Source organism: Kitasatospora sp. NPDC088861 (genome assembly GCF_044750105.1).
GTDB lineage: Bacteria > Actinomycetota > Actinomycetes > Streptomycetales > Streptomycetaceae > Kitasatospora.
On the sequence record NZ_JBIVJF010000004.1, the window covers coordinates 444,843 to 471,646 of the forward strand.

At 74.5% G+C, this 26,804-nt stretch carries 27 protein-coding genes; 8 read left to right on the forward strand and 19 right to left on the reverse strand.

Annotated features, from left to right (window positions below; all coding sequences use genetic code 11):
• From ACIP37_RS11130 to ACIP37_RS11160, 7 genes are all read right to left on the reverse strand, one after another.
• Positions 1 to 762, reverse strand: coding sequence for an AMP-binding protein (locus tag ACIP37_RS11130; protein ID WP_400804685.1), 762 nt, complete (start codon positions 760 to 762; stop codon positions 1 to 3).
• Positions 762 to 986 (reverse strand): phosphopantetheine-binding protein, encoded by a 225-nt coding sequence (locus ACIP37_RS11135; RefSeq protein ID WP_063349844.1) that lies wholly within the window; start codon positions 984 to 986, stop codon positions 762 to 764. Before ACIP37_RS11135 ends, ACIP37_RS11130 begins: the two co-directional genes overlap by 1 nt.
• Positions 987 to 991: 5 nt before the next feature.
• Complete coding sequence (locus ACIP37_RS11140) at positions 992 to 1,633, reverse strand: isochorismatase family protein (protein ID WP_363579580.1); 642 nt, start codon at positions 1,631 to 1,633, stop codon at positions 992 to 994.
• A gap of 13 nt (positions 1,634 to 1,646) precedes the next feature.
• Positions 1,647 to 3,317, reverse strand: coding sequence for a (2,3-dihydroxybenzoyl)adenylate synthase (locus tag ACIP37_RS11145; RefSeq protein ID WP_363627640.1), 1,671 nt, complete (start codon positions 3,315 to 3,317; stop codon positions 1,647 to 1,649).
• 41 nt (positions 3,318 to 3,358) lie between these two features.
• Positions 3,359 to 4,510 carry an isochorismate synthase DhbC gene (gene dhbC, locus ACIP37_RS11150; protein ID WP_363627641.1) on the reverse strand — a complete coding sequence of 384 codons (1,152 nt, stop codon included), beginning with the start codon at positions 4,508 to 4,510 and terminating at the stop codon, positions 3,359 to 3,361.
• Between the two features lie 276 nt (positions 4,511 to 4,786).
• Positions 4,787 to 5,572: a 2,3-dihydro-2,3-dihydroxybenzoate dehydrogenase gene (locus ACIP37_RS11155; RefSeq protein WP_363627601.1), complete on the reverse strand. Its 786-nt coding sequence runs from the start codon at positions 5,570 to 5,572 to the stop codon at positions 4,787 to 4,789.
• A 285-nt stretch (positions 5,573 to 5,857) separates the two neighbouring features.
• Positions 5,858 to 7,051, reverse strand: a complete 1,194-nt coding sequence (locus tag ACIP37_RS11160; protein WP_363627602.1) for a CapA family protein — start codon at positions 7,049 to 7,051, stop codon at positions 5,858 to 5,860.
• A gap of 282 nt (positions 7,052 to 7,333) precedes the next feature.
• On the opposite strand from ACIP37_RS11160, the gene ACIP37_RS11165 reads away from it, so the two are divergent.
• The 3 genes from ACIP37_RS11165 to ACIP37_RS11175 all read left to right on the forward strand — a co-directional run bounded on the left by ACIP37_RS11165 (position 7,334) and on the right by ACIP37_RS11175 (position 10,305).
• Positions 7,334 to 8,566, forward strand: coding sequence for a M48 family metalloprotease (locus tag ACIP37_RS11165; RefSeq protein ID WP_400804679.1), 1,233 nt, complete (start codon positions 7,334 to 7,336; stop codon positions 8,564 to 8,566).
• 31 nt (positions 8,567 to 8,597) lie between these two features.
• On the forward strand, positions 8,598 to 9,020 hold the full coding sequence (locus ACIP37_RS11170) for a MarR family winged helix-turn-helix transcriptional regulator (protein ID WP_063349838.1): 423 nt from the start codon (positions 8,598 to 8,600) through the stop codon (positions 9,018 to 9,020).
• Between the two features lie 94 nt (positions 9,021 to 9,114).
• On the forward strand, positions 9,115 to 10,305 hold the full coding sequence (locus ACIP37_RS11175) for a PP2C family protein-serine/threonine phosphatase (RefSeq protein ID WP_400804673.1): 1,191 nt from the start codon (positions 9,115 to 9,117) through the stop codon (positions 10,303 to 10,305).
• A gap of 49 nt (positions 10,306 to 10,354) precedes the next feature.
• Here ACIP37_RS11175 and ACIP37_RS11180 read toward each other — a convergent pair whose 3' ends face one another.
• Together ACIP37_RS11180 and ACIP37_RS11185 are read right to left on the reverse strand one after the other, a co-directional pair.
• Entirely contained in the window at positions 10,355 to 11,143 is a 789-nt protein-coding gene (locus tag ACIP37_RS11180; RefSeq protein ID WP_363579585.1) for an SDR family NAD(P)-dependent oxidoreductase, read from the reverse strand.
• Between the two features lie 104 nt (positions 11,144 to 11,247).
• Positions 11,248 to 12,177 carry an NADP-dependent oxidoreductase gene (locus ACIP37_RS11185; protein WP_400804669.1) on the reverse strand — a complete coding sequence of 310 codons (930 nt, stop codon included), beginning with the start codon at positions 12,175 to 12,177 and terminating at the stop codon, positions 11,248 to 11,250.
• A 147-nt stretch (positions 12,178 to 12,324) separates the two neighbouring features.
• Here ACIP37_RS11185 and ACIP37_RS11190 point away from each other — a divergent pair, with 147 nt between their 5' ends.
• The 5 genes from ACIP37_RS11190 to ACIP37_RS11210 all read left to right on the forward strand — a co-directional run bounded on the left by ACIP37_RS11190 (position 12,325) and on the right by ACIP37_RS11210 (position 17,827).
• Complete coding sequence (locus ACIP37_RS11190; protein WP_363579587.1) at positions 12,325 to 13,755, forward strand: LuxR C-terminal-related transcriptional regulator; 1,431 nt, start codon at positions 12,325 to 12,327, stop codon at positions 13,753 to 13,755.
• 13 nt (positions 13,756 to 13,768) lie between these two features.
• A complete protein-coding gene (locus ACIP37_RS11195) occupies positions 13,769 to 14,233 on the forward strand; it encodes a protein-tyrosine phosphatase family protein (protein WP_363579588.1) in 465 nt (154 codons plus the stop codon).
• A 247-nt stretch (positions 14,234 to 14,480) separates the two neighbouring features.
• Positions 14,481 to 15,236: a (5-formylfuran-3-yl)methyl phosphate synthase gene (locus tag ACIP37_RS11200; protein ID WP_400805268.1), complete on the forward strand. Its 756-nt coding sequence runs from the start codon at positions 14,481 to 14,483 to the stop codon at positions 15,234 to 15,236.
• Positions 15,233 to 16,648: an aldehyde dehydrogenase family protein gene (locus ACIP37_RS11205; RefSeq protein ID WP_400843651.1), complete on the forward strand. Its 1,416-nt coding sequence runs from the start codon at positions 15,233 to 15,235 to the stop codon at positions 16,646 to 16,648. Before ACIP37_RS11200 ends, ACIP37_RS11205 begins: the two co-directional genes overlap by 4 nt.
• A gap of 21 nt (positions 16,649 to 16,669) precedes the next feature.
• Positions 16,670 to 17,827, forward strand: coding sequence for an NAD(P)-dependent alcohol dehydrogenase (locus tag ACIP37_RS11210; protein ID WP_363627607.1), 1,158 nt, complete (start codon positions 16,670 to 16,672; stop codon positions 17,825 to 17,827).
• Positions 17,828 to 17,851: 24 nt separating this feature from the next.
• Here ACIP37_RS11210 and ACIP37_RS11215 read toward each other — a convergent pair whose 3' ends face one another.
• The 10 genes from ACIP37_RS11215 to ACIP37_RS11260 all read right to left on the reverse strand — a co-directional run bounded on the left by ACIP37_RS11215 (position 17,852) and on the right by ACIP37_RS11260 (position 26,615).
• Complete coding sequence (locus ACIP37_RS11215) at positions 17,852 to 18,757, reverse strand: class I SAM-dependent methyltransferase (protein ID WP_363627608.1); 906 nt, start codon at positions 18,755 to 18,757, stop codon at positions 17,852 to 17,854.
• A gap of 162 nt (positions 18,758 to 18,919) precedes the next feature.
• A complete protein-coding gene (locus ACIP37_RS11220; protein WP_363579592.1) occupies positions 18,920 to 19,456 on the reverse strand; it encodes a hypothetical protein in 537 nt (178 codons plus the stop codon).
• A 312-nt stretch (positions 19,457 to 19,768) separates the two neighbouring features.
• Positions 19,769 to 20,743, reverse strand: a complete 975-nt coding sequence (locus ACIP37_RS11225) for an urease accessory protein UreD (protein WP_363616436.1) — start codon at positions 20,741 to 20,743, stop codon at positions 19,769 to 19,771.
• Positions 20,740 to 21,360, reverse strand: coding sequence for an urease accessory protein UreG (ureG, locus tag ACIP37_RS11230; protein ID WP_063349828.1), 621 nt, complete (start codon positions 21,358 to 21,360; stop codon positions 20,740 to 20,742). The genes ACIP37_RS11225 and ureG overlap by 4 nt, the downstream gene beginning before the upstream one ends.
• A gap of 97 nt (positions 21,361 to 21,457) precedes the next feature.
• Positions 21,458 to 22,228 carry an urease accessory protein UreF gene (locus tag ACIP37_RS11235; RefSeq protein WP_400804661.1) on the reverse strand — a complete coding sequence of 257 codons (771 nt, stop codon included), beginning with the start codon at positions 22,226 to 22,228 and terminating at the stop codon, positions 21,458 to 21,460.
• Positions 22,225 to 23,949 (reverse strand): urease subunit alpha, encoded by a 1,725-nt coding sequence (gene ureC, locus ACIP37_RS11240; RefSeq protein WP_350886999.1) that lies wholly within the window; start codon positions 23,947 to 23,949, stop codon positions 22,225 to 22,227. Before ureC ends, ACIP37_RS11235 begins: the two co-directional genes overlap by 4 nt.
• The gene (locus tag ACIP37_RS11245) at positions 23,949 to 24,347 is read right to left on the reverse strand and encodes an urease subunit beta (protein ID WP_350887002.1); all 399 of its coding nucleotides are present in this window, start codon (positions 24,345 to 24,347) and stop codon (positions 23,949 to 23,951) included. Before ACIP37_RS11245 ends, ureC begins: the two co-directional genes overlap by 1 nt.
• 24 nt (positions 24,348 to 24,371) lie before the next feature.
• On the reverse strand, positions 24,372 to 25,244 hold the full coding sequence (locus ACIP37_RS11250; RefSeq protein ID WP_400804657.1) for a sirohydrochlorin chelatase: 873 nt from the start codon (positions 25,242 to 25,244) through the stop codon (positions 24,372 to 24,374).
• 3 nt (positions 25,245 to 25,247) lie between these two features.
• Entirely contained in the window at positions 25,248 to 25,553 is a 306-nt protein-coding gene (locus tag ACIP37_RS11255) for an urease subunit gamma (RefSeq protein ID WP_063349823.1), read from the reverse strand.
• 90 nt (positions 25,554 to 25,643) lie between these two features.
• The gene (locus ACIP37_RS11260; protein WP_400804654.1) at positions 25,644 to 26,615 is read right to left on the reverse strand and encodes an urea transporter; all 972 of its coding nucleotides are present in this window, start codon (positions 26,613 to 26,615) and stop codon (positions 25,644 to 25,646) included.
• Between the last annotated feature and the right edge of the window lie 189 nt (positions 26,616 to 26,804).

Here is a 26,804-nt window from a genome sequence, read left to right on the forward strand (position 1 = left end):
TCAGCCGCCCAGCAGCGCCGCCGACGACGCCCGCACCGCCGTGACGCCCAGCTCCCTCACCAGCTCCCCGACCTCGCCCGGCCGCTGCGGGTCGGCCAGCACCACGGCGGCGCCGGTCCGCAGCGGCCAGAGGAACTCCCAGAGCGGCAGGCCCAGTTGCAGCACCCGGTCACCCGGGCCGAGCGGGTGGGCCGCCTGGAACTCGCGCACCCGGCGGTCGGCCTCGGCGTGGGTGAGCCGGACGGCGTCCGGTCGCCCGCCAGGGCCGTACCCGACGCAGAGCAGGTGCTGCGGCGTGAGCGCCCGGGGCGGGTCGGTGGCCAGCTCGTCGTCCACGTCCAGCCCGGCCAGCGCCTCCGGCACCCCCTCCCCCAGCACGCAGACCGGCGCGGTCTCCGCGAGCAGCCGCTCCCGGCGCCCGGGTGCGTCCGCCGGGTCCAGCGGCAGGTACGCCGCGCCGGACTTGGCCACCGCGAGCAGCGCGGTCAGCAGCTGCGCCGGGTGGCGGGCCGGCGCCAGGCCGACCACCGCCCCCGGCCGGGCGCCGCGCGCGGCCAGGGCGCGCGCCAGCCGGTTGGCCGCGGCGTTCAGGTCCCGGTACGTGACGACCGCGCCGCCCGCGAGCAGCACGGCGGGGGCGTCCGGGGTCCGGGCGGCCTGCGCCTCGACCGGCCCCACGACGGTGGTCGGCGGGTACTTCGCCGCCCGGTCCGTGCGCGGGGGCGCCTGCGGCCCGGCGGCCTCCAGCAGCACCGTCTCCATCAGGCCGCGCCGAGCAGTGCGGCCCAGGCCTCGACAGCCGGGCGCTCGGCCAGTTGCACGAACGCCACCTCGGCGCCCTCGGCCCGCCAGCGCTCGGCGAGCGCCATCAGCCGGACCGAGTCCAGGCCCCAGTCGGCCAGGTTCTCGTCCAGCGGGACGTCCGCCGGGTCCTCGCCGAGCAGGTCGGCGACCTCGGCCCGGATCCGCTCCACGGTGAAGGCCATGCCCGTCACTTCCCTTCCAGCATCGCGAGGACGGCGTCGGTGGTGGTGACCTGCCCGCAGCGGCCGGCCACCCAGGACAGCGCCGCGCGGTGCTCGTCCGGGCCGAAGTCGGCGACCGCGTCGGCCACCACGAAGGCCGGCAGGTCGCGCATCCAGGCGTCGCAGGCGGTGGCCTGTACCCCGATGTGCGCGTACACGCCGGTGATCACCAGCTGGTCCCGGCCCTGTTCGCGCAGCAGCCGGTCCAGATCGGTGCGTACGAAGGCGCTGTACTTCCACTTGGTGAGCAGCGTGTCGCCCGGTGCGGGGGCGACGGCGTCGGCGATCGCCGTCGCGCGAGGGTCGTCCGGGATGCCCGGGCCCCAGAAGTCCTGCTGGAGGCCGCGTTCGGCCGGGCTCTGCCCGCCGGGCTGGGCCGAGTAGAGCACCGGTATGCCGTGGGCGCGCGCCGCCCCGGCCAACCGGCCGACGTTCCCGAGGAGTTCGGGCACCGGCGCGGCGGCGGCGTCGAAGGCGTCCAGGAAGTGGTTCTGCAGGTCGTGCACCAGCAGCACGGCGCGGTCCGGGTCGACCGTCCACTCGACCCGGTTGGCGGGCAGTTCGGTGGCGGCGGGCAGGGGATAGGAGGGAATGCGGGGCAGGCCCACGGTGGTCTTTCCTTCAGTGAGTAGGGAGTGCGGCCGCGATGGCGGCGCGCAGGTCCTTCTTGCTGACCTTGCCGATCCCGGTGGCGGGGAAGGCGTCGACGAACTCGACCCGGTCCGGCACCTTGTACTCGGCCAGTCCGCGCTGCCGTACGAAGCGCTTCAACTCGATGCTCTTCGGCGGCTGTTCGCGATGCTCGGTACGCAGGACGACGTAGGCGCAGGTGCGTTCGCCGAGGTAGGGGTCGGGCATCGACACCACCGCCGCGTCGTGCACGGCGGGGTGGGCGAGCAGGTGGTTCTCGATCTCCTCGGCGGCGACCTTCTCGCCGCCCCGGTTGATCTGGTCCTTGGCCCGGCCCTCGACCACCAGGTGGCCGGTCGGGGTGCGGCGGACGAGGTCGCCGGTGCGGTAGAAGCCCTCGGCCGTGAAGGAGTTGGCGTTGTGCTCGGGCGCGTTCCAGTAGCCGCGGATGGTGTACGGGCCGCGGGTGAGCAGGTGGCCGGTGGCGCCGTCGGGCAGGTCCTGGTCCTGGTCGTCGACCACCCGGACCTCGTCGTCGGGGGAGATCGGCCGGCCCTGGGTGGTGGTGATCAGCTCCTCCGGGTCGTCCAGGCGGGTGTAGTTGACCAGTCCCTCCGCCATCCCGAACACCTGCTGAAGCGTGCAGCCGAGCACCGGGCCCACCCTCCGGGCAGCCTCGGCGCTGAACTTGGCACCGCCGACCAGCAGCACCTCCAGGCTGTCCAGGTCCCCCGCGCCGGGGCCGCCCGCGTCGCGCTCGGCGGCGTCCAGCCAGAGCAGGGCCAGCGGCGGCACCAGCCCGGTGATGGTCACGCCCTCGCGCTCGATCAGCGGGAAGGCCGTCTCCGGGTTGGGCCGCGGGCACAGCACCACCCGGCCGCCCGCGTACAGCGTGCCGAGCGAACCGGGCGAGCTGAGCGGGAAGTTGTGGGCGGCGGGCAGCGCACACAGGTAGACGCTGTCCTCGTCGAGCGCGCACAGCTCGACCGAGCCGCGCAGCGAGTAGATGTAGTCGTCGTGGGTGCGCGGGATCAGCTTGGGCACGCCGGTGCTGCCGCCGGAGAGCTGGAGGAAGGCGACGCTCCCGGGCTCCGGCTCCTCGACCGGCCCGGGCCCGTCGCAGGGCACGTCCGCCAACCGGAGGTGCTCGCCCGGGTCGTCCCCGGCCACCAGGACCAGCCGCAGCGCCGGGCTCTCCGCCTTGACCCGGGAGGCCAGTTCGCGGTAGTCGAAGCCGTTGTCGACGGCCGCGACGACGTAGCCGGCCGCCCCGGTGAAGGAGCAGAAGTAGCCGATCTCGGTGGCGCGGTGGGCGGGCAGCGCGAAGACCGGCAGCGCGCCGATCCGGAACAGCGCGAAGACCACCTCGAAGAACTCGGCCACGTTGGGCAGTTGGACCACCACGCGGTCGCCGCGCCCGATCCCCCGGGCGAGCAGCCCGGCGGCCATCCGGTCGGCGCGGCGGTCGAGTTCGGCGTACGTCCAGCGCCGCCCCTCCCCCGCCGGGTCGACGATCGCGATCCGCTCGCCGTGCGCGGCGGCGCGCTCACGCAGCATTCGCCCGAAGGTCTCGCCGCGCCAGTACCCGGCGGCCCGGTAGCGCTCGGCGAACTCGGCGGGGTACGGGGTGAAGGCGGACTCCTGAACGGAGGTCCGGCCCACAACGGCGGACTGGTTCTGCGTCAGAAAGCTCTCCGTCGCCGTCACTGCGACACCCCCGCGGCGTCCAGGAAGGTGCGGAACTTGGCACTGGTCTCGGCGAGTTCGTCCTCGGGCCGGGACCGGTCGACGACGCCCGCACCCGCGTACACCCGCAGGGTCCGCTCGTCCGCCTCCGCGCAGCGGATGGTGACCACCCACTCGCCGTCGCCGTCCGCGTCACCCCAGCCGACCATGCCGGTGTACAGGCCCCGGTCGAAGGGCTCGACCTCGCCGATCACCCGCCGGGCGACGGCCGTCGGCGCGCCGCAGACCGCCGGGGTCGGGTGCAGGGCGGTGGCCAACTCCAGGGCGGAGACCGCCGGATCGGCCAGTTCGCCGGTGATGGTGGTGGCCAGGTGCCACATCGCGGCGGTGCGCACCAGGGTCGGCCGCGCCGGCACGTCCAGGGTGCGGCAGTACGGCGCCAGCGCGGCGCGGATCGCGTCCACCACGACGGCGTGCTCGTGCAGGTCCTTGGGCGATTCCAGCAGCGCGGCGGCGCGCCGGACGTCCTCGCCGAGGTCGGCGCTGCGCGGCACCGAACCGGCCAGCGGGTTGGCCAGGACGGCCGTTCCGCGCCGGGAGAGCAGGAGTTCGGGGCTGGCCCCGATCAGCGTCCGCCCGCCGCCGGCGGGGACGGCGAAGGTGTAGCCGCCCGGGTCACGGCGGCCGAGCCGCTGGAGGATCGCGGGCAGGTCCAGCGGGCGGTCGGCGCTCAGCTCCAGCGTGCGGGCCAGCACGACCTTGCTCAACTCGCCGCCGCGCAACCGCTCGACGGCCGCCGCGACGCCCGCGCCGTACGCGGCCGGCTCGGGGATCGGACGCACCTGCCAGTCGACCACCTCGGCCGGCGGCGCGGGCAGCGCGATCAGCGGGTCGTCGCGCAGCGCCCCGGCTCTGCGGACTCTCTCGGGGACGGCGAGTTCGACCCGGCTGTCGTGGTCGAACGCCACTGCGCCGACCACCAGCGGCCGTTCGACCCCGGCACGACGGGCCTCGGCCAGCGTCGCGGCGACCCGGACGGGCAGCGGGCGCCCGTCCTGCGGGACCCGGGCGTGCACCCCGGCGGTGAGCAGGGTGCGGGTCGGCGAGGCGAAGAACGCCTCGTCGGCCGCGGCCCGGTACTGGCCGAGCAGGCCGCTGGCCGCGCCGATGACGGCGTGGTCGGGGGCCGGGGCGGAAGGGTCGGCGGACCCGGCGGGGGCCGGGGCAGCGGGGACGGGAGCGGCGTGCTCGACGACACCCCCGGCGGGGGCGTGGTGCACCGTGGTCACCGTGAAGTCTCCAGTCTGGGACGGTCTGGACGGTCTGGACGTCGGGGTGGAAGGTCGGGGAAGGAAGTCAGGGCATGGCCGACGCCCGGGGGTTGCCCGGGGCGCGGAGGGGAGCGGAGGGAAGCTGCGAGGAAGGCGTGGGGACGGCGAGGGCGCTCAGGCGCGCAGGGTCGCGCCGCCGTCGACGTAGAGGTCGTGCATGGTGATGTGCCGGGCCCGGTCGGAGGCCAGGAAGACCACCGCCTCGGCGATGTCGGCGGGTGCGGCGATCCGCCCGAGCGGGATGCCGACCCGCCAGGCGCCCAAGTCGCCGTCGATGACCCGCCGTTCGGCGGCCTCGGCGTCCTCGCCCCAGAGCGCGCGCTGCATCCCGGTGTCGGTCGAGCCGGGCGAGACGATGTTGCACCGCACGCCGGAGCGGGCGAGTTCCAGCCCGAGGCAGCGGGTGAACATGGTGGCCGCCGCCTTGGACGCCGCGTACGCGGCCATGCCGGCGCGCGGCACCCCGGCGGCGTTGGAGCCGACAGTGACCACGGCGCCGCGACCGCGGTCGGCCATCCGGCGGCCGACCGCGCGGCCGGTGTGGAAGACGCCGGTGGTGTTGACCGCGAAGGTCTCCGCCCAGTCCTGGTCGGTGAGTTCGACGACGGGTGCGGTGCGCAGGATCCCGGCGACGTTCACCAGCGCGGCGATCGGCCCGAGTTGGCGCTCGATCAGGTCGACCGTGTCGTCCACCGCCCGGCCGTCGGCGACGTCCAGGACGTACGGGTGCACGGCGGGCGACTCCGCCGCGAGGGCGGCGAGCGGGCCGGGGTTGCGGTCCACCGCGGCGACGACGGCACCCTCGGCGACGAGCGCCCGGGCCACGGCCGCACCGATGCCCTGCCCGGCCCCGGTGACCATCGCGACGGCACCGGCGAATTCGGACTTTTGCACGGACATCCCCTCCGACCAGCAATATTAGGTAAGCCTAACCTAACACATATGTTCGGCTGCGCCGATGCCCTGTGCAGTCGTCAACTCACCGCCACCCTCTCGACTCCGGTCCGATCTCCGCCATTTCCGGGCACACCGGTACGAGACGTTTCGTCTCGCCGAGAGCATGGATCGAACCCCCACGGCCGCGGTGCCGCGGCGACTGGAGGGCGGTGAACTGCCCGACGGCGACCGAGAGCTGAGGACGGCTACCGGTCGCTCACGAGAGGGCCACGGGCCCCCGGAGGCGACTCAGCCCGTCGCGCCCGTCGCCGGAGCCGACGGAGCCGGAGCCGACGGAGCCGCCGGGGCCGGGGCGAGGCCGGTGCAGCCCCGGAGGGCGTCGCGGCGCTTGCGGGCCGCCTCGGCGGTGGCGCCGGTGGCCGGGACGGGGACGCCCTTGTCGTCGATGGTCGCCGGGGCGAAGGCCTCGCCGGTGACCTTGCCGTCGCGGGTGAGGGTGAGGGTGGTGACGCCGGTCTCGTTGGAGAAGGCGTAGTTGGAGGTGCCGTACCAGAGGAAGTTGCCGAAGCCGTAGCCGATGTACGTGTTGCCGAGCATGCCCGAGCCGACCATGGTGTGGGCGTGGGTGCCGACCACGGCGGTGGCGCCGGCGGTGGCGAGCTTCTTGGCGATGGCGGTCTGCGGGCCGGTGGGGCAGGCCTTGCCCTCGTCGCCCCAGTGCAGGTAGACGAGGACGACGGGCGCCTGCTGCTTGGCCGCCTCGACCGCCTTGACCAGCGCGGGGACGTCCAGCGCGGAGGCGATTCCCGGCTTGTTGGCACCGGCCCGCCACTTCTGGTTGGTCAGGTCCTCGACCTGGCTGGCGGCGACGACGGCGACCTTCACACCGCGCACGGTGGTGACGTACGGGGCGTACGCCTCCTTGGCGTTGCGGCCGACGCCGACGACCGGGATCGGCGAGGAGTCCTTGGCGGCGAGGGTGTCGGTGAGGCCGTCGGCGCCGAAGTCGACGGCGTGGTTGTTGGCCATGGAGACGACGTCGACGCCGGAGTCCTTGAGCGCCGAGAGCGCCTTGGGCGAGGTGCGAAAGGTGTAGGTCTTCGGCTCGGGGGCGCCGCGCCCGGTGATCGCCGTCTCCAGGTTGAGGACGGACAGGTCGGCGTCGGCGAGCGTCCGGGAGAGCGGGCCGAGGGCCTGCTCCGGCGGCTGGACGGCGAGCCGGGCCTCGGTGCGGCCCTCGAAGTGGACGTCTCCGGCGAACGCGACGGTGATGCTGCCGTCGGGCCGGGGCGCGGCGTTCTTCCCGGCGGCGGTTCCGGACGGCGTCGCACCCGGGCTGGTGGACGCGCCCGCCGCCCCACCCGAGGAGGCCGCGGTCGAGCCGGGCGCGGCGGCCGGCGCCGGGGCGGGGTCGTCGGGCCCGCAGGCGGCGACGGCGGTCAGGCCGACGAACAGCGCGACGGCGGCCGCGGCACGGCGCATGAGTGGTTCCCCCCGGGTCGATCCAGAAGCGGTCAGCCTACGGCACGGGTTCCGCACCCATCCGCCTCGGTTCCGCAACATTCCGAGCACAACACCGGCGGGCCGGACACCCACCCCCGAACACCCACGGCCGGACACGAGCCGACGAACACCCACGGCCGGACACCCACGGCCGGACACCAAAGACTGGAGCACCGGGCGCCGAGGACTGAGCGCCGCCCCGGCGCGGTAGGAGATGCTGAACCGCCCCCGTCCGCCAGAGCCCGGAGCCGCACCCACCCCATGGACGACACCGATACCACCGCCTCCGCCGGCCCCGCCCCCACCGGCCGCCCACCGGCCGACTTCACCCCCGCCGAGCGCGCCCGTGGCCGCGCGCTGCGCCGCGCCCAGCTCCCCTGGGCACTGGGCGGTCGGCTGGCGGGCCTGGCGCTCACCCTGCTGCTCGGCCTGACCCCGGCCGGGGCCGGCCTGGTCTCGGCCGTCGGCGGCTGGTTCGGCGGCTCCCGGACGGCCGGGGTGCTGGCGGGCGCGGCGGCCCTGGTGGTGCTCGGCCAGGCGTTGCAGCTGCCGTTCGGCGCCCGACTGCGGGTGGTCCGGGCCCGGTACGGGCTGGTGACGCAGGGCTGGGTCGGCTGGACGGTGGACGCGCTGCGCGGCCTGGGGCTGGCCCTCGTGCTGGTCCTTCCGCTCGCACTCGGGCTGTTCGCGCTGACCGCCTGGTCGCCGCGGCACTGGTGGCTGCCGGCGGCGGGCGCGGCGGCGGTGCTGACGGCGGCGCTGTCCTTCCTGCACCCGCTGCTGATCGAGCCGGTGTTCAACCGCTTCACCCCGATGCCGCCGGGCCCGCTGCGCAGCGCCCTGCTGGCGCTGGCCGAGCGGGACGGCGTACGGGTGCGGGACGTCCTGGTGGCGGACGCCTCGCGGCGGACCACCGCGCTCAACGCGTACGTGTCGGGGCTGGGCGCGACCCGCCGGATCGTCGCGTACGACACGCTGCTGTCGACGGCCACGCCGCGCGAGGTGGAACTGGTGGTGGCGCACGAGCTGGGCCACGTGAAGCACCGGGACGTGCCGTTCGGCACCTTGCTGGGCGCGGTGGGCGCGGCCGCGGCGGTGGCCGTGCTGGGGGTGCTGGGCTCCTGGCGACCTCTGCTGTCGGCGGCGGGGGCGGCGGATGCGGCCGATCCGCGGGCGCTGCCGCTGCTGGCGGCGTGCGCGGCGCTGCTGGGGGCGCTGTCGGGGCCGGCCCAGTGCGCGGTGAGCCGCCGGATCGAGGCCAGGGCGGACCGGCATGCGCTCGAACTGACGTCGGACGCCGAGCAGTTCGTCGCGATGCAACGCAGACTGGCCGTGGCGAACGTCTCCGATGTCGACCCGCCGAGGGCGCTTGAGCTACTGTTCGCCACTCACCCGAGTGCGACCCGCCGGATTGCCGCCGCCCGCGCCTGGCAGGCCACTCAGGGACAGGGAGGCCCGGAGCGGCGCGCGAACCCGGGGGAATCCGTTGTATAGTGCAACAAATATCGAGGAGGTAGGAACGCCCGTGCCCGGCCGCCAGTCGTCCATCGACGCCATCCAGCGCGAGCTGACCGCCTTCGCCCGGCGCGCCCGGCACAAGGCCTCCCAGCTGCACCCCGACCTCTCCCTGGTCACCTACAGCATCCTCGACCTGATCACCGAGCGCGGCGGCTGTCGGGCCGCCGACGTGGCCGCCCACTTCATGCTCGACAAGTCGACCGTCAGCCGCCAGGTCACCGCCCTGGAGAAGCTCGGCCTGCTGCGGCGCGAGGCCGACCCGGACGACCAGCGCGGCCAGATCCTGCGCGCCACCGAGGCCGGGCTCGCCCTGCTGCAGGACGCCAACGAGCAGCGCCGGCTGGCCTTCACCGCCCGCTTCACCGACTGGTCCGACGAGGACGTCGCCCGCTTCGCCGCCTACCTGGCCCGCTACGGCGAAGAGGGCTGAGACCCCCTGTACGGGGTGCGCCCGGGGGCCTCCGGGGTGTACCCGAGGAGCGCCCGGGGTGCGCCCCACCGCCCCGACGGTGTACAGAGGAAAGGTGCCACTCCGGCAGCGTCCCCGTGACCCGCAGCCCCGCGACCGCCGCCGCCCCCGGCGGCCCGACCGCCGCGCGCTGACGGCGCTGTCGCTCGCGCTGATCGTCGTGATCACCGTCGTCGACATCCTCTCCCCCGCGCAGATCCACCTCGGCCCGCTGCTGATCGTCGCCCCCGCGCTCACCGCCTCCTACGCCGGCGCCCGGGCCACCGCCGGCGTCGCCCTGCTGGCCCTCGCCGCGCTCACCGTCATCGGCATCACCCGGGACGGCCTCACCAGCGCCAACATCGAGACCCAGCTGGGCGCGCAGCTCGTCGTCTCCGCCCTGATCATCGGACTGCGGGCGCTGCGCGAACGGTACGAGCGCGAGCTGGCCCAGGTCCGCTCGGTGTCCGAGGCCGCCCAGCGGGTCCTGCTGCGCCCGCTGCCGGACCGGATCGGGCCGCTGCACCTGGCCTCCGTCTACCTCGCCGCCGAGGCCGAGGCACAGGTCGGCGGCGACCTGTACGCGGCCGCCCGCACCGCCACCGGCACCCGGCTGCTGGTCGGCGACGTCCGCGGCAAGGGCCTGTCCTCGCTCGGCGACGCGGCCCTGCTGCTCGGCGCCTTCCGCGCCGCCGCCCACCTGCACGCCGACCTGCCCGGGCTCGCCGCCTACCTGGACGGCAGCGTCTGCTGGGACCTCGCCCAGCTCGGCGAACAGGCCCGCCGGCGCCGCCTGAGCGGCGAGGACCCGGACGAGGCGGCCCCGCCGGAGGACAGCGGCGAGTCCTTCATCACCGCCGTCCTGCTCGACATCCCCGACGACGGCACGGCGGTCCGGCTGATCGACTGCGGTCACCCGCCCCCGCTGCTGCTGCGCCCCGACGGCATCACCACGCTGGCCGCCCGCCACCCGGCGCCGCCGCTGGGCCTGGGCGAGCTCGCCCCGGTCCGGTACGAGGTGGAGACCTTCCCGTTCCACCCCGGCGACCGGCTGCTGATCTACACCGACGGCGTGATCGAGGCCCGAGACGCCGACCGGCGCTTCTACCCGCTCACCGACCGCGTCACCGCCTGGCAGGACGAACGCCCGACCGCCCTGCTCCACCACCTGCGCCGCGACCTGCTCGCCCACGTCGGCGGCCGGCTGGACGACGACGCGGCGATGGTCATCGTCGAGCGGCTCCCCCGGCTCCCCCGGCTCCCCTAGCTCCCCCGGCTCGCCCGGCTCCCCTGTCGGGAACACCGGGGGCTGACGACTACTGCGCGAGGTAGCCGCCGTCGACGGGCAGCACCGCGCCGGTGATGAAGGAGGCGTCGTCGGAGGCGAGGAACAGGACGGCCGCCGCGACCTCCGCCGGGGCCCCGAGGCGGCCCATGGGGTGGCGCTTCTCGATCGCGGCGAGGTACTCCGTCCCGCCGGGTTCGTCGTACAGGCGGGCGACGCGGTCGGTGGCGATGGTGCCGGGGGCGACGGCGTTGATCCGGATGCCGCGGTCGGCCCATTCGACGGCGAGGTGCCGGGTGAGGCCGGAGGCGACGAACTTGGCGGGCCCGTAGACCGCCTGGCCGCGCTGGCCGGCCTCGCCGGAGATGGAGGAGACGCAGACGATCGCCCCACCCGGCCGTTCCTGGGCGGCCATCGCCTGGATGCCGTACTTGCAGGTGAGGAACATGCCGCGGCCGTCGACGGCCATGACCTGGTCCCACTCCTCGGCGGTGGCCTCGGTGACCTCCATGAGCGGGATCACCCCGGCGTTGGCCACCAGGACGTCGAGGCGGCCGTGCCGTTCGACGGCGGCGTCGACCATCCGGCGGGCGTCCTCGTCGCTGGCCACGTCGCCGACCACCGTGCTGACGGCGTGCGGGAACCGGTCGGCCAGCCGGCGCAGGCCCTCGACGTCGATGTCGGTGCCGACCACCGACGCGCCCTCGCGCACGAAGCGTTCGGCGACGGCCCGGCCGATGCCGTTGGCCGCGCCCGTCACCACGCAGGACCGCCCGGCCAGGCGGCCCGCCGACACCCCTGATGCGTTCTCAGTCACCATGCCACCGGACTCTACCGATTCCACGTCAGGAAGCCCGGTGCATCGACCAGTTGACCAGTGCACCGGGCCGACTGCCGGTCGTCGACGACCCCGGCACCCATGGCTCAGACCGTGAGCACGATCTTGCCGCGCAGGTGCCCGTGCTCGCTGAGCCGGTGCGCCTCGGCCGCCTCCGCCAGCGGCAGCACCTGGTGCAGCGGCAGCCGCAGGGTGCCCGCCTCGTGCAGCGCCAGCACGGCGGCGTAGGCGCTCTGGTGGTAGGACTCGACGCCCTCCGCCCCGCCGCTGAAGCGGACGCCGTACTCGGCGGAGCCGGCGAAGTCGACGATCGTCACCACCCGGTCCGCGGAGCCGGTCAGCTCGATGGAGAGCGGCAGCACCCCGCCCTTGCCCGCCGCGTCCAGCGCCCGGTCCACCCCGCCCGGGGCGGCGGCCCGCACCCGGTCCGCCAGGCCGTCGCCGTAGGCCACCGGGATCGCGCCCAGCTCGCGCAGGTAGCCGTGGTTGGCCTCGCCGGCGGTGCCGACCACGGTGATCCCGCGTGCCCGGGCCAGTTGCAGCAGCAGGGTGCCGACCCCGCCGGCCGCGCCGTGCACCAGCAGCGTCTCGCCGGCCCGCACGCCCAGGACGCCGAGCACCCGCTCGGCGGTCTCGGCCGCCACCGGGATCGCCGCAGCCTCCTCCCAGCTCAGCGAGGCGGGCTTGCGGGCCAGCAGGTCGGCGTCCACGAGCGCCTGTTCGGCGTACGCGCCGCCCATGACGGCGCCGAACACCTCGTCGCCGGGCGCCCACGCGGTCACGTCCGGGCCGACGGCCTCCACCGCACCGGCCAGCTCGTAGCCGCCGACGTGCGGGAAGGAGACCGGGAAGGCCGCCACCATCGAGCCGCTGCGCACCTTGTGGTCCAGCGGGTTGACGCCCACCGTGCGGACCGCGACCCGCACCTGGCCGGGGCCCGGGGCGGGCAGCTCGACGTCGGTCGGGCGCAGCACGTCCACGCCGCCGTACTCGGAGAAGGCGATCGCCTTGGTCATGGAATGTCCTTGCGGGTTCGGTGAGTTGTTTCTTCCGACGGCTCCATCCTGGATCGTCCGGGGTGGTCGCCAGGCCCGCCTTTCGGATGGTTCCACCTGTCCGAACGGCCAGGCCCCCGCCCCGGCCCCCGGGCTAGGCTGGCCGGCATGGGCGACGGCATCGGCGTTGACAAGGACGTGCGCAACGAGACGGGCGAGGACGTGGACGGCAGGGACCTGGACCACGGGAACGGGGATGGGGACGGCGCGGACGAGCGGTGGCGGCAGCACTGGGGCCGCCCCGAGGAGGCGCTGGCGCGGGCCGTCGAGGTGCTGCGCACCCCCCGGCCGCACCTGATGGACCGGCTCTCCGAGGTGGTCGCCACCCTCGTCCCGCACGTGGCGATCGCCCAGCTCAGCGGCATCTGCACCTATTCCCCCACGCTCGCCTTCGGCCCACCCGAGCTGACCGCCGCCGTCAGCGGCCTGGAGCTCGCCAAGCTGGCCGAGACGACCACCTCGGCGACGGCCGACGGCCGGGCCTGGCAGGGCGAGGCGCAGCTGGCCGGGCGGGCAAGGTCCGTCGTGGTGGTCACGGCGTCGGCGTCGGACGCCACCACCGCGGTGCTGGTGCTGGTCCGGGACGGCGGCGCCGACCCGGTGGCGGCCGGGGCGCTCGCCGTCCTCCAGCAGCTGTGGGACTTGGTCACCACCCACTCGCACCACCGCGCCACCGACGCCGGCCCCACCCACGCGGTGGCCTCCCGGGCCTCCGCCAACGCCCGGGCCCGGGCGATCGCCGAGTTCACCGGCTCCCACGGCGCGGCGCTCACCGCGATCCTCGCGCCGCTGCGCTCCGCCGCGCTGGACGACGCCACCGCGCGCCGCGCCGCCACCGAACTGGCCGTGACGGCGCTGCTCGACCTTCGCCGGGGCGCCGACCTGGACCGGGCGCTCAGCGAGGAGCCCGCCGACGCCGCGTTCGCCCGGCTCGACCAGCAGTTGCGCCCGCTGCTGCGGCACACCCGGGTGCGGCTGGACGTCGCGCCGCCGGCGGAGGCAGGCCGGTCCGTGCCGGCGGACACCGCGCACGCCGCCCGGGACGCCGTCCGGGCGGCCGTCCTCGTGATGCTGGAGCAGGACGCCGTGACCAGGCTGCACGTGAGCTGGCGGTTCACCGGTGACACGCTGCGGGCGGTGGTCCGGGACGACGGCCCCGGCCTGCTGGCCACCGACGCGCTGGCCGTCCACCGCACCGCCGACCGGATCGCCGCCCTCGGCGGGCGCTGCGCCATCGAGGCCGTCCCCGGCTGGGGCACCACGGTGAGCGTCGACCTGCCGCTCGGCCTGCCCGAACAACCGCGCGCCACCGACCCGTTGGACGGCCTCCAGCCGCGCGAGCTGGAAGTGCTCGACCAACTGGCCCAGGGCCGGCGAAACCGGGACATCGCCGCGGCGCTGCACATCAGCGAGTCGACGGTGAAGTTCCACGTCGCCAACATCCTGGCCAAGCTCGGCGTCTCCTCGCGCGGCGAGGCGGCGGCCCTGGCCCACCGGGCCGGGATGCCGGGCACCCCGGCCCTGCACGTGGCGTCCTGAGGAGAACCGCGAGATGACCGAGACCACCGAGACCACCGGGCCGACCGGGCCGACCGCGCCCTGGGACCCGGCCGCCCCCGGCGTGCTGCGCCTGCCCTCCGGGCGGCTGCTGCGCGGGCGCGGCCTCAGCCGCCCGCTGCCGCCCGGCCCGCACCCCTCCTTCGGGCTCTACCTGCTGGGCCGCCCGCCCAAGCCGTTCCCGTGGGAGGGCCGTTGGGTGCACTGGCCCGACTTCCGGCTCCCCGCCGACCGGGCGGACGCGGCCGACGCCTTCCGCGAGGTCTGGCGGCGGTCGGCGACCGAACGCGTCGAACTCGCCTGCGCCGGCGGCCACGGCCGCACCGGCACCGCCCTCGCCTGCGTCGCGATCCTGGACGGCGTCCCGGCCGCCGAGGCCGTCGCGTACGTCCGGGAGCACTACGACCGGCACGCGGTGGAGACGCCCTGGCAGCGCCGCTTCGTGGAGCGGTGGGCCTGAACGGCCGTCCCGGCGGCCAGGAGCAGGAATCCCGACCCCGGCGACCCGACCGCGCCCGTGTGCGACGGGTTCGAACTGGCGTGTCCGGCGCGTCGGGGGGTGATCGCGCCACGGCAGTGACCCGTTCGGGCTCCGCGCGCCCTACCGGGGGTCACGGGCCGAAGGAATGATGAGCGGACCGCACGTGATCCAGACGACTCCGCGCACCTGCCCCCGGCCGGTGGACCCGCGGTGGAAGGAGCCCACGTTGTTGCTGCTCATCTCCCCGGACGGCGTCGAGGAGGCCCTCGACTGCGCGAAGGCGGCGGAGCACCTCGACATCGTCGACGTCAAGAAGCCGGACGAGGGCTCGCTCGGCGCGAACTTCCCGTGGGTGATCAGGGAGATCCGTGACGCCGTCCCGGCGGACAAGCCGTTGTCCGCCACCGTGGGGGACGTCCCGTACAAGCCCGGCACGGTGGCCCAGGCCGCGCTCGGTGCGGCCGTCTCCGGCGCCACATACATCAAGGTCGGCCTCTACGGGTGCACGACGCCCGAACAGGCCGTCGACGTCATGCGAGGGGTCGTCCGGGCCGTGAAGGACTACCGGCCGGACGCGTTCGTCGTCGCCTCGGGCTACGCCGACGCCCACCGGATCGGCTGCGTCAACCCGCTCGCGTTGCCCGACATCGCCCGTCGCTCCGGCTCCGACGCGGCCATGCTCGACACCGCGATCAAGGACGGGACCAGGCTGTTCGACCACGTTCCGCCTGAGGTCTGCGCGGAGTTCGTCCGGCTGGCCCACGAAGCCGATCTGCTCGCCGCGCTCGCGGGCAGCGTCAAGGCGGCGGACCTCGGCATGCTGACCCGTATCGGCACGGACATCGTGGGAGTGCGCGGGGCCGTCTGCGAGGGCGGCGACCGCACCGCCGGAAGGATCCGGCCGCAGTTGGTGGCCGACTTCCGGGCGGAGATGGACCGGCACGCCCGGGACCACGCGGCCGTCGTCACCGCCGCGAGTTGACCCCCGGCAGGCCGGCGAGCCGGCCCGGCCGCCCGCCCGGGCCCGACGGCGGTCGCTTCGCCGTCGTCGACCCGGCGACGGGCGAGGCCTTCGCCGAGGCCCCCGACCAGCAGCCGGACGCGCTGGACGCCGTCGTCGGCCGGGCCCACGAGGCCTGGCGCAGCTGGCGGGCCGACCCCGCCGCCCGCGCCGCCGCGTTGCGCGCGGCAGCCGACGCCGTGGAGGCGGCCGGAGCCGACCTCGCCCCGCTGCTCACCCGGGAACAGGGCAAACCCCTGGCCGAGTCGGCCGCCGAGGTCGCCCGGACGGCGGCCCGCCTGCGCTACTTCGCCGACCTGGCCCCCGGGCCCCAGCCGATCGCGGACGGCCGTCCGGTGCGCAGCGAGATCCGCTGGCGGCCGCTGGGGCCGGTCGCCGCGATCGTCCCGTGGAACTTCCCGCTCCAGCTCGCGGCGGCGAAGTTCGCGCCCGCGCTCGCCGCGGGCAACACGATGGTGCTCAAGCCCTCCCCGTTCACCCCCCTCGCCACCCGGCTGCTGGGGTCCGTCCTCGCCACCGCCCTCCCCGAGGGCGTCCTGACGATCGTCACCGGCCGCGAACCCCTCGGCGCCCTGCTCGCCTCCCACCCGGGGATCCGCCACGTGACCTTCACCGGCTCGGTCCCCACCGGACGGGCCGTCGCGGCGGGCGCGGCCGTCTCGCTCGCCCGGGTCACCCTGGAGCTGGGCGGCAACGACGCCGCCGTCCTGCTGGACGACGTGGACGTGGACCGGATCGCGGACCGGCTGTTCTGGGCGGCGTTCCGCAACTGCGGGCAGGTCTGCATGGCGGTCAAGCGCGTCTACGCCCCTGCCCGGCTCCACTCCCACGTGGTCGAGGCCCTCGCGGAACGGGCGAAGAGCGTCGTCGTCGGCGCCGGACTCGACCCGGGCACCCAGCTGGGGCCGGTCAACAACGCCCCCCAGCTGGCCAGGGTCGAGCGCTACACGGCCCGGGCCCTGGCGGACGGCGCCCGGGCCGCGGCCGGTGGCCACCGGCTGGACCGGCCGGGCTACTTCTTCGCCCCGACGGTGCTGGCCGACGTCCCCTCCGACAGTCCGGTGGTGACGGAGGAGCAGTTCGGCCCGGTCCTGCCGGTGCTGCCGTACCGGAGCGTCGACGAGGCCGTCGAGGCGGCCAACGACACCGGATTCGGGCTGGGCGGCTCGGTGTGGGGGACGGACCTCGACCGGGCCGAGGCGGTGGCCGACCGGCTGGAGTGCGGGACGGCGTGGATCAACCACCACGCCGAGCTGTCCCTCGCCCAGCCCTTCGCGGGCATCAAGGACAGCGGTGTCGGCGTCGCGGGCGGGCCGTGGGGGCTCTACGGGAACCTCAGGCCGTTCGTCGTGCACCGGCCTGAGGAGGCTTGACGATCCGGAGGAGGCGTGACGATGAGGTTCGACGCGGCGGTACTGCGCTCGTACGAGGGCGGGTTCGTCGTCGAGGAGGTGGTCCTGAACGGGGGGCCGGCCGACGGCGAGGTGCTGGTGCGGATCGCGGGTTGCGGGATGTGCCGCACCGATCTCGCGGTCCGGCGTTCGGCGGGCCGCTCGCCGTTGCCTGCGGTGCTCGGGCACGAGGGGGCCGGGGTCGTGGTGGAGACCGGCGGCCCGGGCACCGGGCTGAGCGTCGGCGACCACGTCGTGCTGAGCTTCGACTCGTGCGGACACTGCCGGAACTGCCTAGGTGCGGCCCCCGCCTACTGCGACTCCTTCGCCGCGCTCAACCTCTTCGGCGGGCGCGAGGAGGAGGCGGCGCGGTTCACCGACGCGGCCGGGGGCGAGCTGGCCCCCCGGTGGTTCGGCCAGTCCTCGTTCGGCGAGTACGCGATGGTTCCGGCGCGCAACGCCGTCCGGGTCGACCGCTCGCTGCCCGTCGACCTGCTCGGGCCCCTCGGCTGCGGCTTCCTGACCGGTGCCGGGGCGGTGTTCAACTCCTTCGGCGCCGGCCCCGGCGACACCGTCCTGGTCCTCGGCGCGGGGGCGGTTGGCCTCGCCGCGGTGATGGCGGCCACGGCCGCCGGGGCGGTGGCCGTGGCCGTCGACCGCTACACCGAACGGCTGAACCTCGCCGAGCGGTTCGGCGCGATCCCGCTGCGCGCCGGACCGGCCGACCACGCCTCCGGGCCCGACCTGGCCTCCCGGCCCGGCCTTGTCCCCCGGCCCGGCCTGGCCGAGCGGATCCAGCGGCTGACCGACGGTGGCGCCCAGTACGCGCTGGACACCACGGCCTCCGGCCCGCTGATCAACGAGGCGCTCCGGGCCCTGCGCCCGACCGGCCACCTCGGGCTGGTGGCCCGGCTCCGCACCGCGCTGTCGCTCGATCCGGGGACACTGGACCGGGGCCGGCGGATCTCGCACATCTGCGAGGGGGACGCGGTGCCGGCGCTGCTGATCCCCCGGCTGACCCGGCTGTGGCAGGCCGGGCGGTTCCCCTTCGACCAGCTGATCCGCCGGTACCCGCTCGCCGCCATCAACGAGGCCGAACGCGACTGCGACGCGGGCCGGGTGGTCAAACCCGTCCTGGTCCCGGAGCGGAGCGCCCGCTGAGCGAGGCGCTCCGCCCTCCTGCACCTACACCCGGGGCTTGTGCGCGAACACCCAGCGGTTGCCCTCCAGCGCGTCGTTCGGCTCGGGCAGGGGACCGCGACCGTGCTGGTGGGTGAAGTCGAAGGGGGTGTGGACCGAGGTGATCCAGCCCTTGCCGGCCAGGGCGCCCGCGGAGTCGGGCCGCGGCTCTCCGTCGAACAGATCGAGCAGGTCGATGCCGATCTGGTGTTTCGTCGAGGTGTAGAGCGGGCTCTCGCGGTACTCCAACAGGCTCTTCTCCAGCTTGACCTCGTACGCCATGGCACTGCCGCCCGCACTCAACCGGTCGACCGTGTCGATGAGTTGCGCCTCGACACCGTTGGGCAGGTAGAAGAGCAACCCCTCCGCCAGCCAGACGCTCGGTACGGCCGCGTCGAAGCCGGCCTCGGTCAGCGCTCCGGCCCAGTCGGCGCACAGGTCGGCGACGACCGGTACGCGCGCCGCCTTCGGGGAGGCCGACAGCCCTCCGAGCACCCCGTGCTTGAAGGCCAGTACGCCCTCCCGGTCGACCTCGAAGACCGTGCAGCCGGGAGGCCAGTCGAGCCGGAACGCCCGCGTGTCCAACCCGGCGCCGAGCAGGACCACTTGGCGGGCGCCCGCGTGCACCGACCGGAGCAGGAAGTCGTCGAGGACCCTCGTCCGCAGGCCGAAGTAGCGCGCGAACCGCCCCCACAGCGGGTTCGCGTCCCCGTCCGGCACCTGGTGCATCCGGACCGGCCAGCCCGCGGACGCCGGCGCGGCGAGCACGAAGTGCTCCGCGTAGACGTCCTGCGCCAGGGTGTCGTGCCGGTGGGTCTCGATCGCGCGCGCCGCGGCGACCAGGAGAGCCGTCAGACCGACACCGCCCTCCACCCCCTCCACACCGGTGCTCCGGTGCGCCGTACCGACCATGTGTCCTCCCCTTGAAGCGAGTTGAGAACGCGAACAGCGAGGAATGCGACTGCCTCCTCACTATCCAGCCGGCCCTCGCCCGTCCGGGAGCGGTCCCACCGGATCCACCCGACCGGGTGAATCCCGCCGCCGCGGCGCCCGGACGCCCCCCGGGTGTGCTGCTCACCGACCGCGCCGGGCCTGTTCGCGCACGTGCTCGGGGTACCAACGGGTGATCCGGAACGCCAGCACCAGCAGGATCACCGGGATGACCCAGGTCAGCCAGTCCTTCGCCGAGCCGACGTGCAGGGCCGCCAGCCCCAGGAGCGCGGTGATCAGGAAGACCGCGCCCCAGAGCGCGGTCAGCAACCGGTTGGTGCGCTGGAACCGCGGCGTACCCCAGACCTCCGGCGGCGTGGACTCCCGGGCGTACTGCTCGGTGAACGGTGTGAACGCCAGCGACCCCAGGGCCACCACCGCGAGCACGCCGCTGGACAGCACCTGCGCGTAGGTCTCCAGCCAGATCAGGCTGTGCCGGTCGAGCGCCAGGCCCAGCACGCAGAGCACGGCGAAGAAGGCCACGCCGACGATGCTGAGCACCTTGAGCGCATGGTGGCGCGCGTCCGGTACGGCGAGGACGAGCGCGGCGACCAGCGCCGTCAGGGCCGCCAGTTTCCAGGTGCTCGGCCCGGCGATGACGTCGAACACGATCCACGGCACGAACGAGAGGAAGACCGAGCCGGATCGCAGACCGCCCCGGCTCTGGCGTCCCGGCCCCGGACCGGGGGCGGGGACGGGGGCGGGATCGACTGCCGCGCCGGATGCCGGGCCGCCGGATGCGGGGTCGGGTGGGGAAGGTCCGAACGTGGGTCGGTGCATGAGAGCCTCCGGTTCCATGCTGCGACCAGGCCGGTCCGGCTGCATCCGGGGCCGCCCTCGCCCCCTCGCCCCCTCGCCCCCTCGCGCCCCCTCCCCGAGGCGCCGGGACGCTTCGGGGAGGTGCGGGGAGGTACGGGGAGGTGCGGAGCGGGGTCAGGTCTTGCGCAGGGCCGGAGCCGGGGCGCCGATGAGGAGCCGGCGGACGGCGTCCCAGGCGGTGCGCTGGGCGGCGGCGCAGGCGCGGGTGTCGGAGCCGAGCAGGCGGAGCCAGGCGCCGCTGTCGTGCGGGAGGACGCTGACGCCGTGGAGCAGGCCGCTGCCGGCCAGGGCCTCGTGCAGGGTGTCGGCGACCTGCGCGGCGGGGGCGAGCGGCGTGACGACGTAGAGGCTGGCCATGACGTCGTGGCCGGCCAGGACCGCCGGGCCGGTCACGCCAGCCTCCGGGGGCTCCAGCCGGACGGTGTCGAGGGCGATCAACTGGCCGTCGGGGCGCCGCACTTCGAGGTCGGAGGCGAACACCTGGTAGGCGTTGCGCTCGCCCCGGGCGAGGCGGCCGGCGAGGACGGTCTCGCCGGCCAGCACGGTGGCGGTGGGGTCGACGGTGAGGACGGTGCGCTGGTAGAGCCGGGAATCGACGAAGGGGATGACGGGCTCGGGCAGGTACTCGACGTAGGCGCGGGGGCCGGCGTCCAGGTTGACCAGCTGCGTCGCGTAGTCGAACTCCATCCGGTAGACCTTGGTGGCCGCCTGGGTGGTGAGGTGGGTCGCGGTGTCGGCGCCGCAGCGCAGGTCGGTGCGGAGCCGGTCGGCCTGGAGGATGCCGCCGCCGGTGGACATCAGGAAGGTGACGGCGAGGTCCGGGCGGGCCGGGTCGAAGTAGAGCGGGCGCATGATCTGCAGCGGCGACTTCTGGTAGTGGCCGGTGAGTTCGGTGCGTTCGCCGATCCGTTCGAAGGCCAGCTCCAGCAGGCCGACCTTGCCGGGGCGCCCGACACCCAGGGTGTCGGGCGTCCCGGCGTACCGGCGGACGGCGTACGGGACGCGGGCCGGCTCGTAGTGCCGCGGATCGAGCCGGGGCACGGCGGCCTCCCCCGCAGCCGCTTCCCCCGCGGCCACCGTGACGGTCATGCCGGGACCTTGCGGAAGGTCTCCAGGAAGGTGGCGATCTCGTCCAGCCCGTGCCCGGTGAGGCAGTTGGTGAGCACGACCGGCCCGCCCTCGCGGACGCGGTGGGCGTCGGACTCCATGATGCCGAGGTCCGCACGGACGTACTGGGCGATGTCGATCTTGTTGATGACCAGCAGGTCGGACTCGGTGATGCCCGGGCCGCGCTTGCGGGGCATCTTCTCGCCCTCGGCGGTGTCCAGGACGAAGAGGAAGAGGTCGACCAGGACGGGGCTGAAGGTCAGCGTGAGGTTGTCGCCACCGGACTCGAACAGCAGGGTGTCGACGTCGGGGAAGCGCTCCAGCATCTCGGCGCCGGCCGCGAGGTTCATCGTCGGGTCGTCCCGGACGGCGGTGTGCGGGCAGGCGCCGGTCTCGACGCCGACGACCCGCTCGGGGTCGAGGACGCCGGCCAGGGTGCGACGCACGTGCTGCGCGTCCTCCTGGGTGTAGATGTCGTTGGTGATGACCGCCGGGCGGTGGCCGTTGGCGATCAGCACCGGGACGAGGGCCTCGATGAGCGCCGTCTTGCCGGAGCCGACCGGCCCGCCGATGCCCACGCGGAGCACGTTCTCGGTCATTGCTGTCTCCTTCTGATGCGGTGTGACGTTGGTTCTGCGTCCGGGAGGAACGGGAGCTGCGACACTCCGGCGCCCGCCCGCACCTCCCGGACGCGGTTCAGCTGGCGAACAGCCGGGCCTCGGCCCGTTCGTGCCGCCCGGACATCGCGTCCGCGACCGGCACGCACCCGCCCAGGTCTTCCAACTCCCGGGCGAGGGCGGCCCGTACGGTCTCCTCGATCACCGGCGCCGCGGCCCGCAGCACCACCTGCGCCTTGCGGTGGTCGGTCAGCCGCAACCGCAGGGCGGCGCCGACGAAGCTGGTGCAGAAGGCGAACAGGTCGCTGGCGACGGCCTGGTCGACGGGCACGGCGGCAGAGGCGTAGGCGACTCCGGCGGCCACCGGCTGGGAGCCGGGGGCCTGCTTGGCGGCGACCAGTTCGGCGTACCGGTCCAGCGGTTCGCCGCCGATCGACTCCCGGGCGATGTCGAGGAGTTGGCGCCCGGTCCGGGTGGATGCCAGGCGCAGCTCGCGGTTGAGTTTGGTGGCGTGCAGTCGCTGGTCCACGTCGACCAGCAGGCCCCAGTCGCCGGCCCGGGCGGCGCCGTGGGCGAGGGCGAGCGCGGTGGCGTCGCCGGGGCCGACCGAGTGGCGCAGCAGGTCGGTGAGCAGGTCGGGCATGGTGTCCGGGGTGACGGCCTTGGCCTGCGCGTAGCCCTCCAGGCCGTGCGAGAGGGTGTAGAAGCCGCTGGGGAAGGCGGAGTCGGTCAGCTGGAGGCTGACCAGCAGGGTGTCCAGGCCTCCCCCGAGCCCGGGAGAGCCAGGCCCCGAAGAACCGGGCCCCGAAGTACCGGGCCCCGAAGTACCGAGCCCTGGAGAGCCGCTCACGCGAGGTAGAACAGGTGGTTGAGCGGGAGTTCGCGGGCGGGCTCGATGGTGGCCGGCTCGCCGTCCAGGGTGACCTTGTAGGTCTCCGGGTCGACGGCGATCTTCGGCAGCGCGTCGTTGCGGACCATGTGCTGCTTGCCGACCGAGCGGCAGCGCCGCACGGGCAGGACCCGGCTGTCCAGCCCGAGTCGGGCCGGGACGCCGAGGTCGATGGCGGCCTGCGACATGAAGGAGACCCGGGTGGCCTGCTTGGCCCGGCCGAGCGCGCCGTACATCGGGCGGTAGTAGACCGGCTGCGGGGTGGGCAGCGAGGCGTTCGGGTCGCCCATCAGCGCCCAGTTGATGACGCCGCCCTTGATGACCATCTTGGGCTTGGCGCCGAAGGAGTTGATCGGCCAGAGCACGATGTCGGCGAGCTTGCCGCTCTCCAGCGAGCCGATGTGGTCGGCGGTGCCGGAGGCGATGGCCGGGTTGATGGTGAGCTTGGCGAGGTAGCGCAGGACGCGGAAGTTGTCGTTGCGCTCGGTGTCGCCGTCGAGCTTGCCGCGCTGGTCCTTGCAGTGGTGGGCGGTCTGGAAGGCGCGGGTGAAGGACTCCCCGATCCGGCCCATCGCCTGCGAGTCCGAGGAGAAGATCGAGATGACGCCCTCGTCGTGCAGGACGGTCTCGGCGGCGATCGTCTCGGCGCGGACCCGGGAGTCGGCGAAGGAGACGTCCTCGGGGATGTCGTGGCTGAGGTGGTGGCAGACCATCACCATGTCCAGCAGCTCGTCGACCGAGTTGACGGTGTAGGGCAGCGTGGGGTTGGTGGAGGACGGCAGGACGTTGGGCTCGCCGGCGATCCGCATGATGTCGGGGGCGTGGCCGCCGCCCGCGCCCTCGGTGTGGAAGGTGTGGATGGTGCGGCCGTCGATGGCGGAGAGGGTGTCCTCGAAGAAGCCGCCCTCGTTGAGGGTGTCCGTGTGGATGGCCACCTGGACGTCGTACTCGTCGGCGACGCCGAGCGCGCTGTCGATGGCGGCGGGGGTGCTGCCCCAGTCCTCGTGCACCTTGAGGCCGCAGACGCCGGCCTCGACCTGCTCGCGCAGGGCGCCGGGCAGCGAGCCGTTGCCCTTGCCGAGGAGTCCGACGTTGACCGGGAGGTCCTCGACCGCCTGGTACATCCGGTGGATGTTCCACGGGCCGGGGGTGCAGGTGGTGCCGTTGGTGCCGTCGGAGGGGCCGGTGCCGCCGCCGATGAGGGTGGTGATGCCGTTGCTCAGCGCCTCCTGAACCTGCTGCGGGGCGATGAAGTGGATGTGGGTGTCGATGCCGCCGGCGGTGGCGATCAGGTGCTCGCCGGAGATCACCTCGGTGCCGGGGCCGATGACCAGCTGGGGGTGCACGCCGCTCTGGGTGTGCGGGTTGCCGGCCTTGCCGACGGCGGTGATGAAGCCGTCCTTGACGCCGATGTCGCCCTTGACCACGCCGAGGACGGCGTCCATCACGACGACGTTGGTGATCACCAGGTCCAGCGCGCCCTGGGCGGAGGTGGCGGCCGGGTCCTGGGCCATGCCGTCGCGGATGCCCTTGCCGCCGCCGTAGACGGCCTCGTCGCCGTAGTGGCCCTGGTTGAAGTCCTTCTCGATCTCGACGACGAGGTTGGTGTCGGCGAGGTGGAAGCGGTCACCGACCGTGGGCCCGAAGAGATCGGTGTACTGCTTGCGGGACAGCGTGGCCATCAGCGGTCGCCTTCCTTGTGGTCGAGGTTGGTGCCCTTGAACCCGAGGGCGATCGCCCGGTCGATCGCCCGGGCGCGGGTGTCGGCCGACCTGATGCCGCCGTCGACGAGGTTGCTGAAGCCGATCAGGCGGCCGTGGCCGCCGAACTCGGCGAGCGTGACGTCCTTGGTGTCGCCCGGCTCGAAGCGGACGGCGGTGCCGGCCGGGATGTCCAGGTGCTTGCCGTAGGCGGCGTTGCGGTCGAAGTCGAGGGCGCGGTTGACCTCGAAGAAGTGGTAGTGCGAGCCGACCTGGATCGCCCGGTCGCCGGTGTTGCTGACCGTGATGGTGACCTGGGCGCGACCGGCGTTGATCTCCACCGGGTCGTCGCCGTACAGGTACGTGGCGCCACCAGACATGGCGGGCCCTTCCTCTCTGTCGGTTCAGTGATGTGTGTGGCCGTGGGTGTGTCCGTCGGCGGCACCGGGGCCGTGGCCGTGGCCGTGCGAGTGGTCCCCGCCGGGGCCGTGGCTGTGGGCGTAGCCGTGCCCGTGCTCGGCGTCGAGGCCGGCCAGGATGCCGTCCTCGCCGTGGCCGAGCAGGTGCAGGGCCGCCGCGGTGCGGGCCGCGACGACGCCGGCGATCGCGGACGACCGCAGCAGCGGCCCGCCGTCCCGCACCCCGGGCAGTTCGGTGCGCAGCGCCGGTCCGAACGAGGCCGGTACGGCCGTCACTTCGCGGGCGCCGAGCAGCCGGCAGCGTTCGGCGCCCTCGGCGAGGTCGGGGTCGCCGCCCGCGAAGGCCACCTCGACCCAGCGGTGGTGGCCGTACTGGCGGACCAGCCGGGCGATCCGGAACAGGTCCGCGTCCTCGAACGGGCCGGCCGCCGGGGCGGTGACCAGCACGGCGCCGTCGGGCCCGGGGGCGGCGGAGGCCGCGGCCCGCAGCCAGCCGACGAGGTGGTCCTTGCCGCCGAACGCCCCGGTCAGGGCGAGTCGTCCGCGCCCCTCCCCTGCTGCCAGCCAGCGCAGCGCCCGGGCGGTGTCGGCCACCAGCTTCGGGTCGCGGCCCAGCGTCATCGGGACGACGCACACCGGGCCGTCGGTGGCGGCCAGCGCCGAGCGGACGGCCTCGCCGAGCGCCCGGCCGGCGGCGGCCGCGGCGTGGACGGCGGGCTCGCGCTCCACCAGGGCGGCCAGGTCCCGGCCGCCGTCGCTCTCGTGCCCGCCGGCCAGCACCACCGTGGCGGCGGGCGGCGGGGCCGAGGTCGGCGCCGGCGTCGGACCGGTCGCCGCTTCCGCCTGACGTACGGTCATGGCTCAGGCACCCACCGGGTCGTGGCAGGAGACCAGCTTGGTGCCGTCCAGGAACGCGGCCTCGACCTGGAGCAGCGGCAGCATCTCGCGGACGCCGGGCATGACGTCCTCGCCGCTGACGACCTGCTTGCCGATCTCCATGCACTCGGCGACGGTGCGCCCGTCCCGGGCGCCCTCCATGATCGCCTCGCTGATCAGCGCGCAGGCCTCGCTGTAGTTCAGTTTCACACCGCGGTCGCGGCGTTTGCGGGCCAGATCGGCCACAACGTAGATGTACAGCTTGTCCATCTCACGCGGGGCGAGATTCACGGGAATCACTCTTCCTTTCCGAGGGAACTCCGCAGGAACTCCGAATGAACACGCCTGTCACGAGCGGGAATTCGGACTACCGAAACCCGGTCAGACCCTGCGCAGCCGGGGAATGGCCGGCACCGCCGCCAGGAACAGCATGGTGGTCAGGACGAACGGCCAGGTGAAGGCGTGGCCGCCGAACGGCACGGTGGCGGCGGCCAGCGCCGGGGTCAGGACGGTGGCGGCGGCCGCGCCGAGGACGGCGTAGGCCGCGCTCCACCCGCCGGGGGCGACGAACACGCCGCACAGCGCCATCGCGACGAGCACCCCGCTGTACCCGAGCAGCCCCTGGCCGACGGCGTCGGCGGGCGCGCCGAGCGTCCAGGCGGTGAGCAGCCCGGTCGCACTGCCCGCGCAGGCCAGCAGGCCGGCCGGGCGGCTGGCCGCGAAGATGCCTGCCAGGAACAGCAGGCCGACGTACCACTGGGGCATGAAGAAGATCTGGCCGATGTTGGCGAAGAACCCGTGCCACATCTGGTCCCAGGTCAGCCCGGTCGGGCCGGCGGCCGGCCCGGCCAGGGCGGTCGGGGCGCCGGTGCCGTGCCACAGGTGGCGGAAGCCGGGCGCCGCGGCCGTCGTCGCGGTGGCGACCAGGCAGAACGGCGCGGTGAGCGCGGGCAGTTTCCAGGTGTCGAGCACCGCGCCGAGGCCCGCGGTGACCACCACGGCGACGACGGCGCCGAGGACGGCCGCCGCGACAGTGGCGGGGTGGTCGGGGCCGAGGAACACCGCGCACCCCAGCGCCACCAGGCAGCCGTTGTAACCGTGCAGCCCGGCCTCGACGGCGTCGCGCGCCAACCGCAGGCCGTACGCGACGGCGGTGCCGACGGCGCTGCCGAGCAGGCCGTAGACGCCGTAGCGCCAGCCGGCCGCGAAGAGTGCGGCCACGAAGAACAGGCCGCAGACGGCGGACGGCATGAAGTCCACCTGCGCGACGCCGCGCAGGACTTCGACGGCTAACTTGAGGGATATCGGGCGGGCGGCCTCCGAGGCCCCCGGCTCACCCTTTTTCTGACCCATACTTCGCACCAATTCCCGGTACGTCTTTCCACGGCATGGCGAATAGTCCCGCAAGGCTGCTCGACTTTACTCGCGAGCACGCCCGGCGATTCCTCCGGAACCGTACTCCTGCGGAATGCCGGTCGGCGCGGACACGACCGGTTACACCCGTATGGCGAAGGGTGATCATCAGGCCTCTGAGCTGCAACA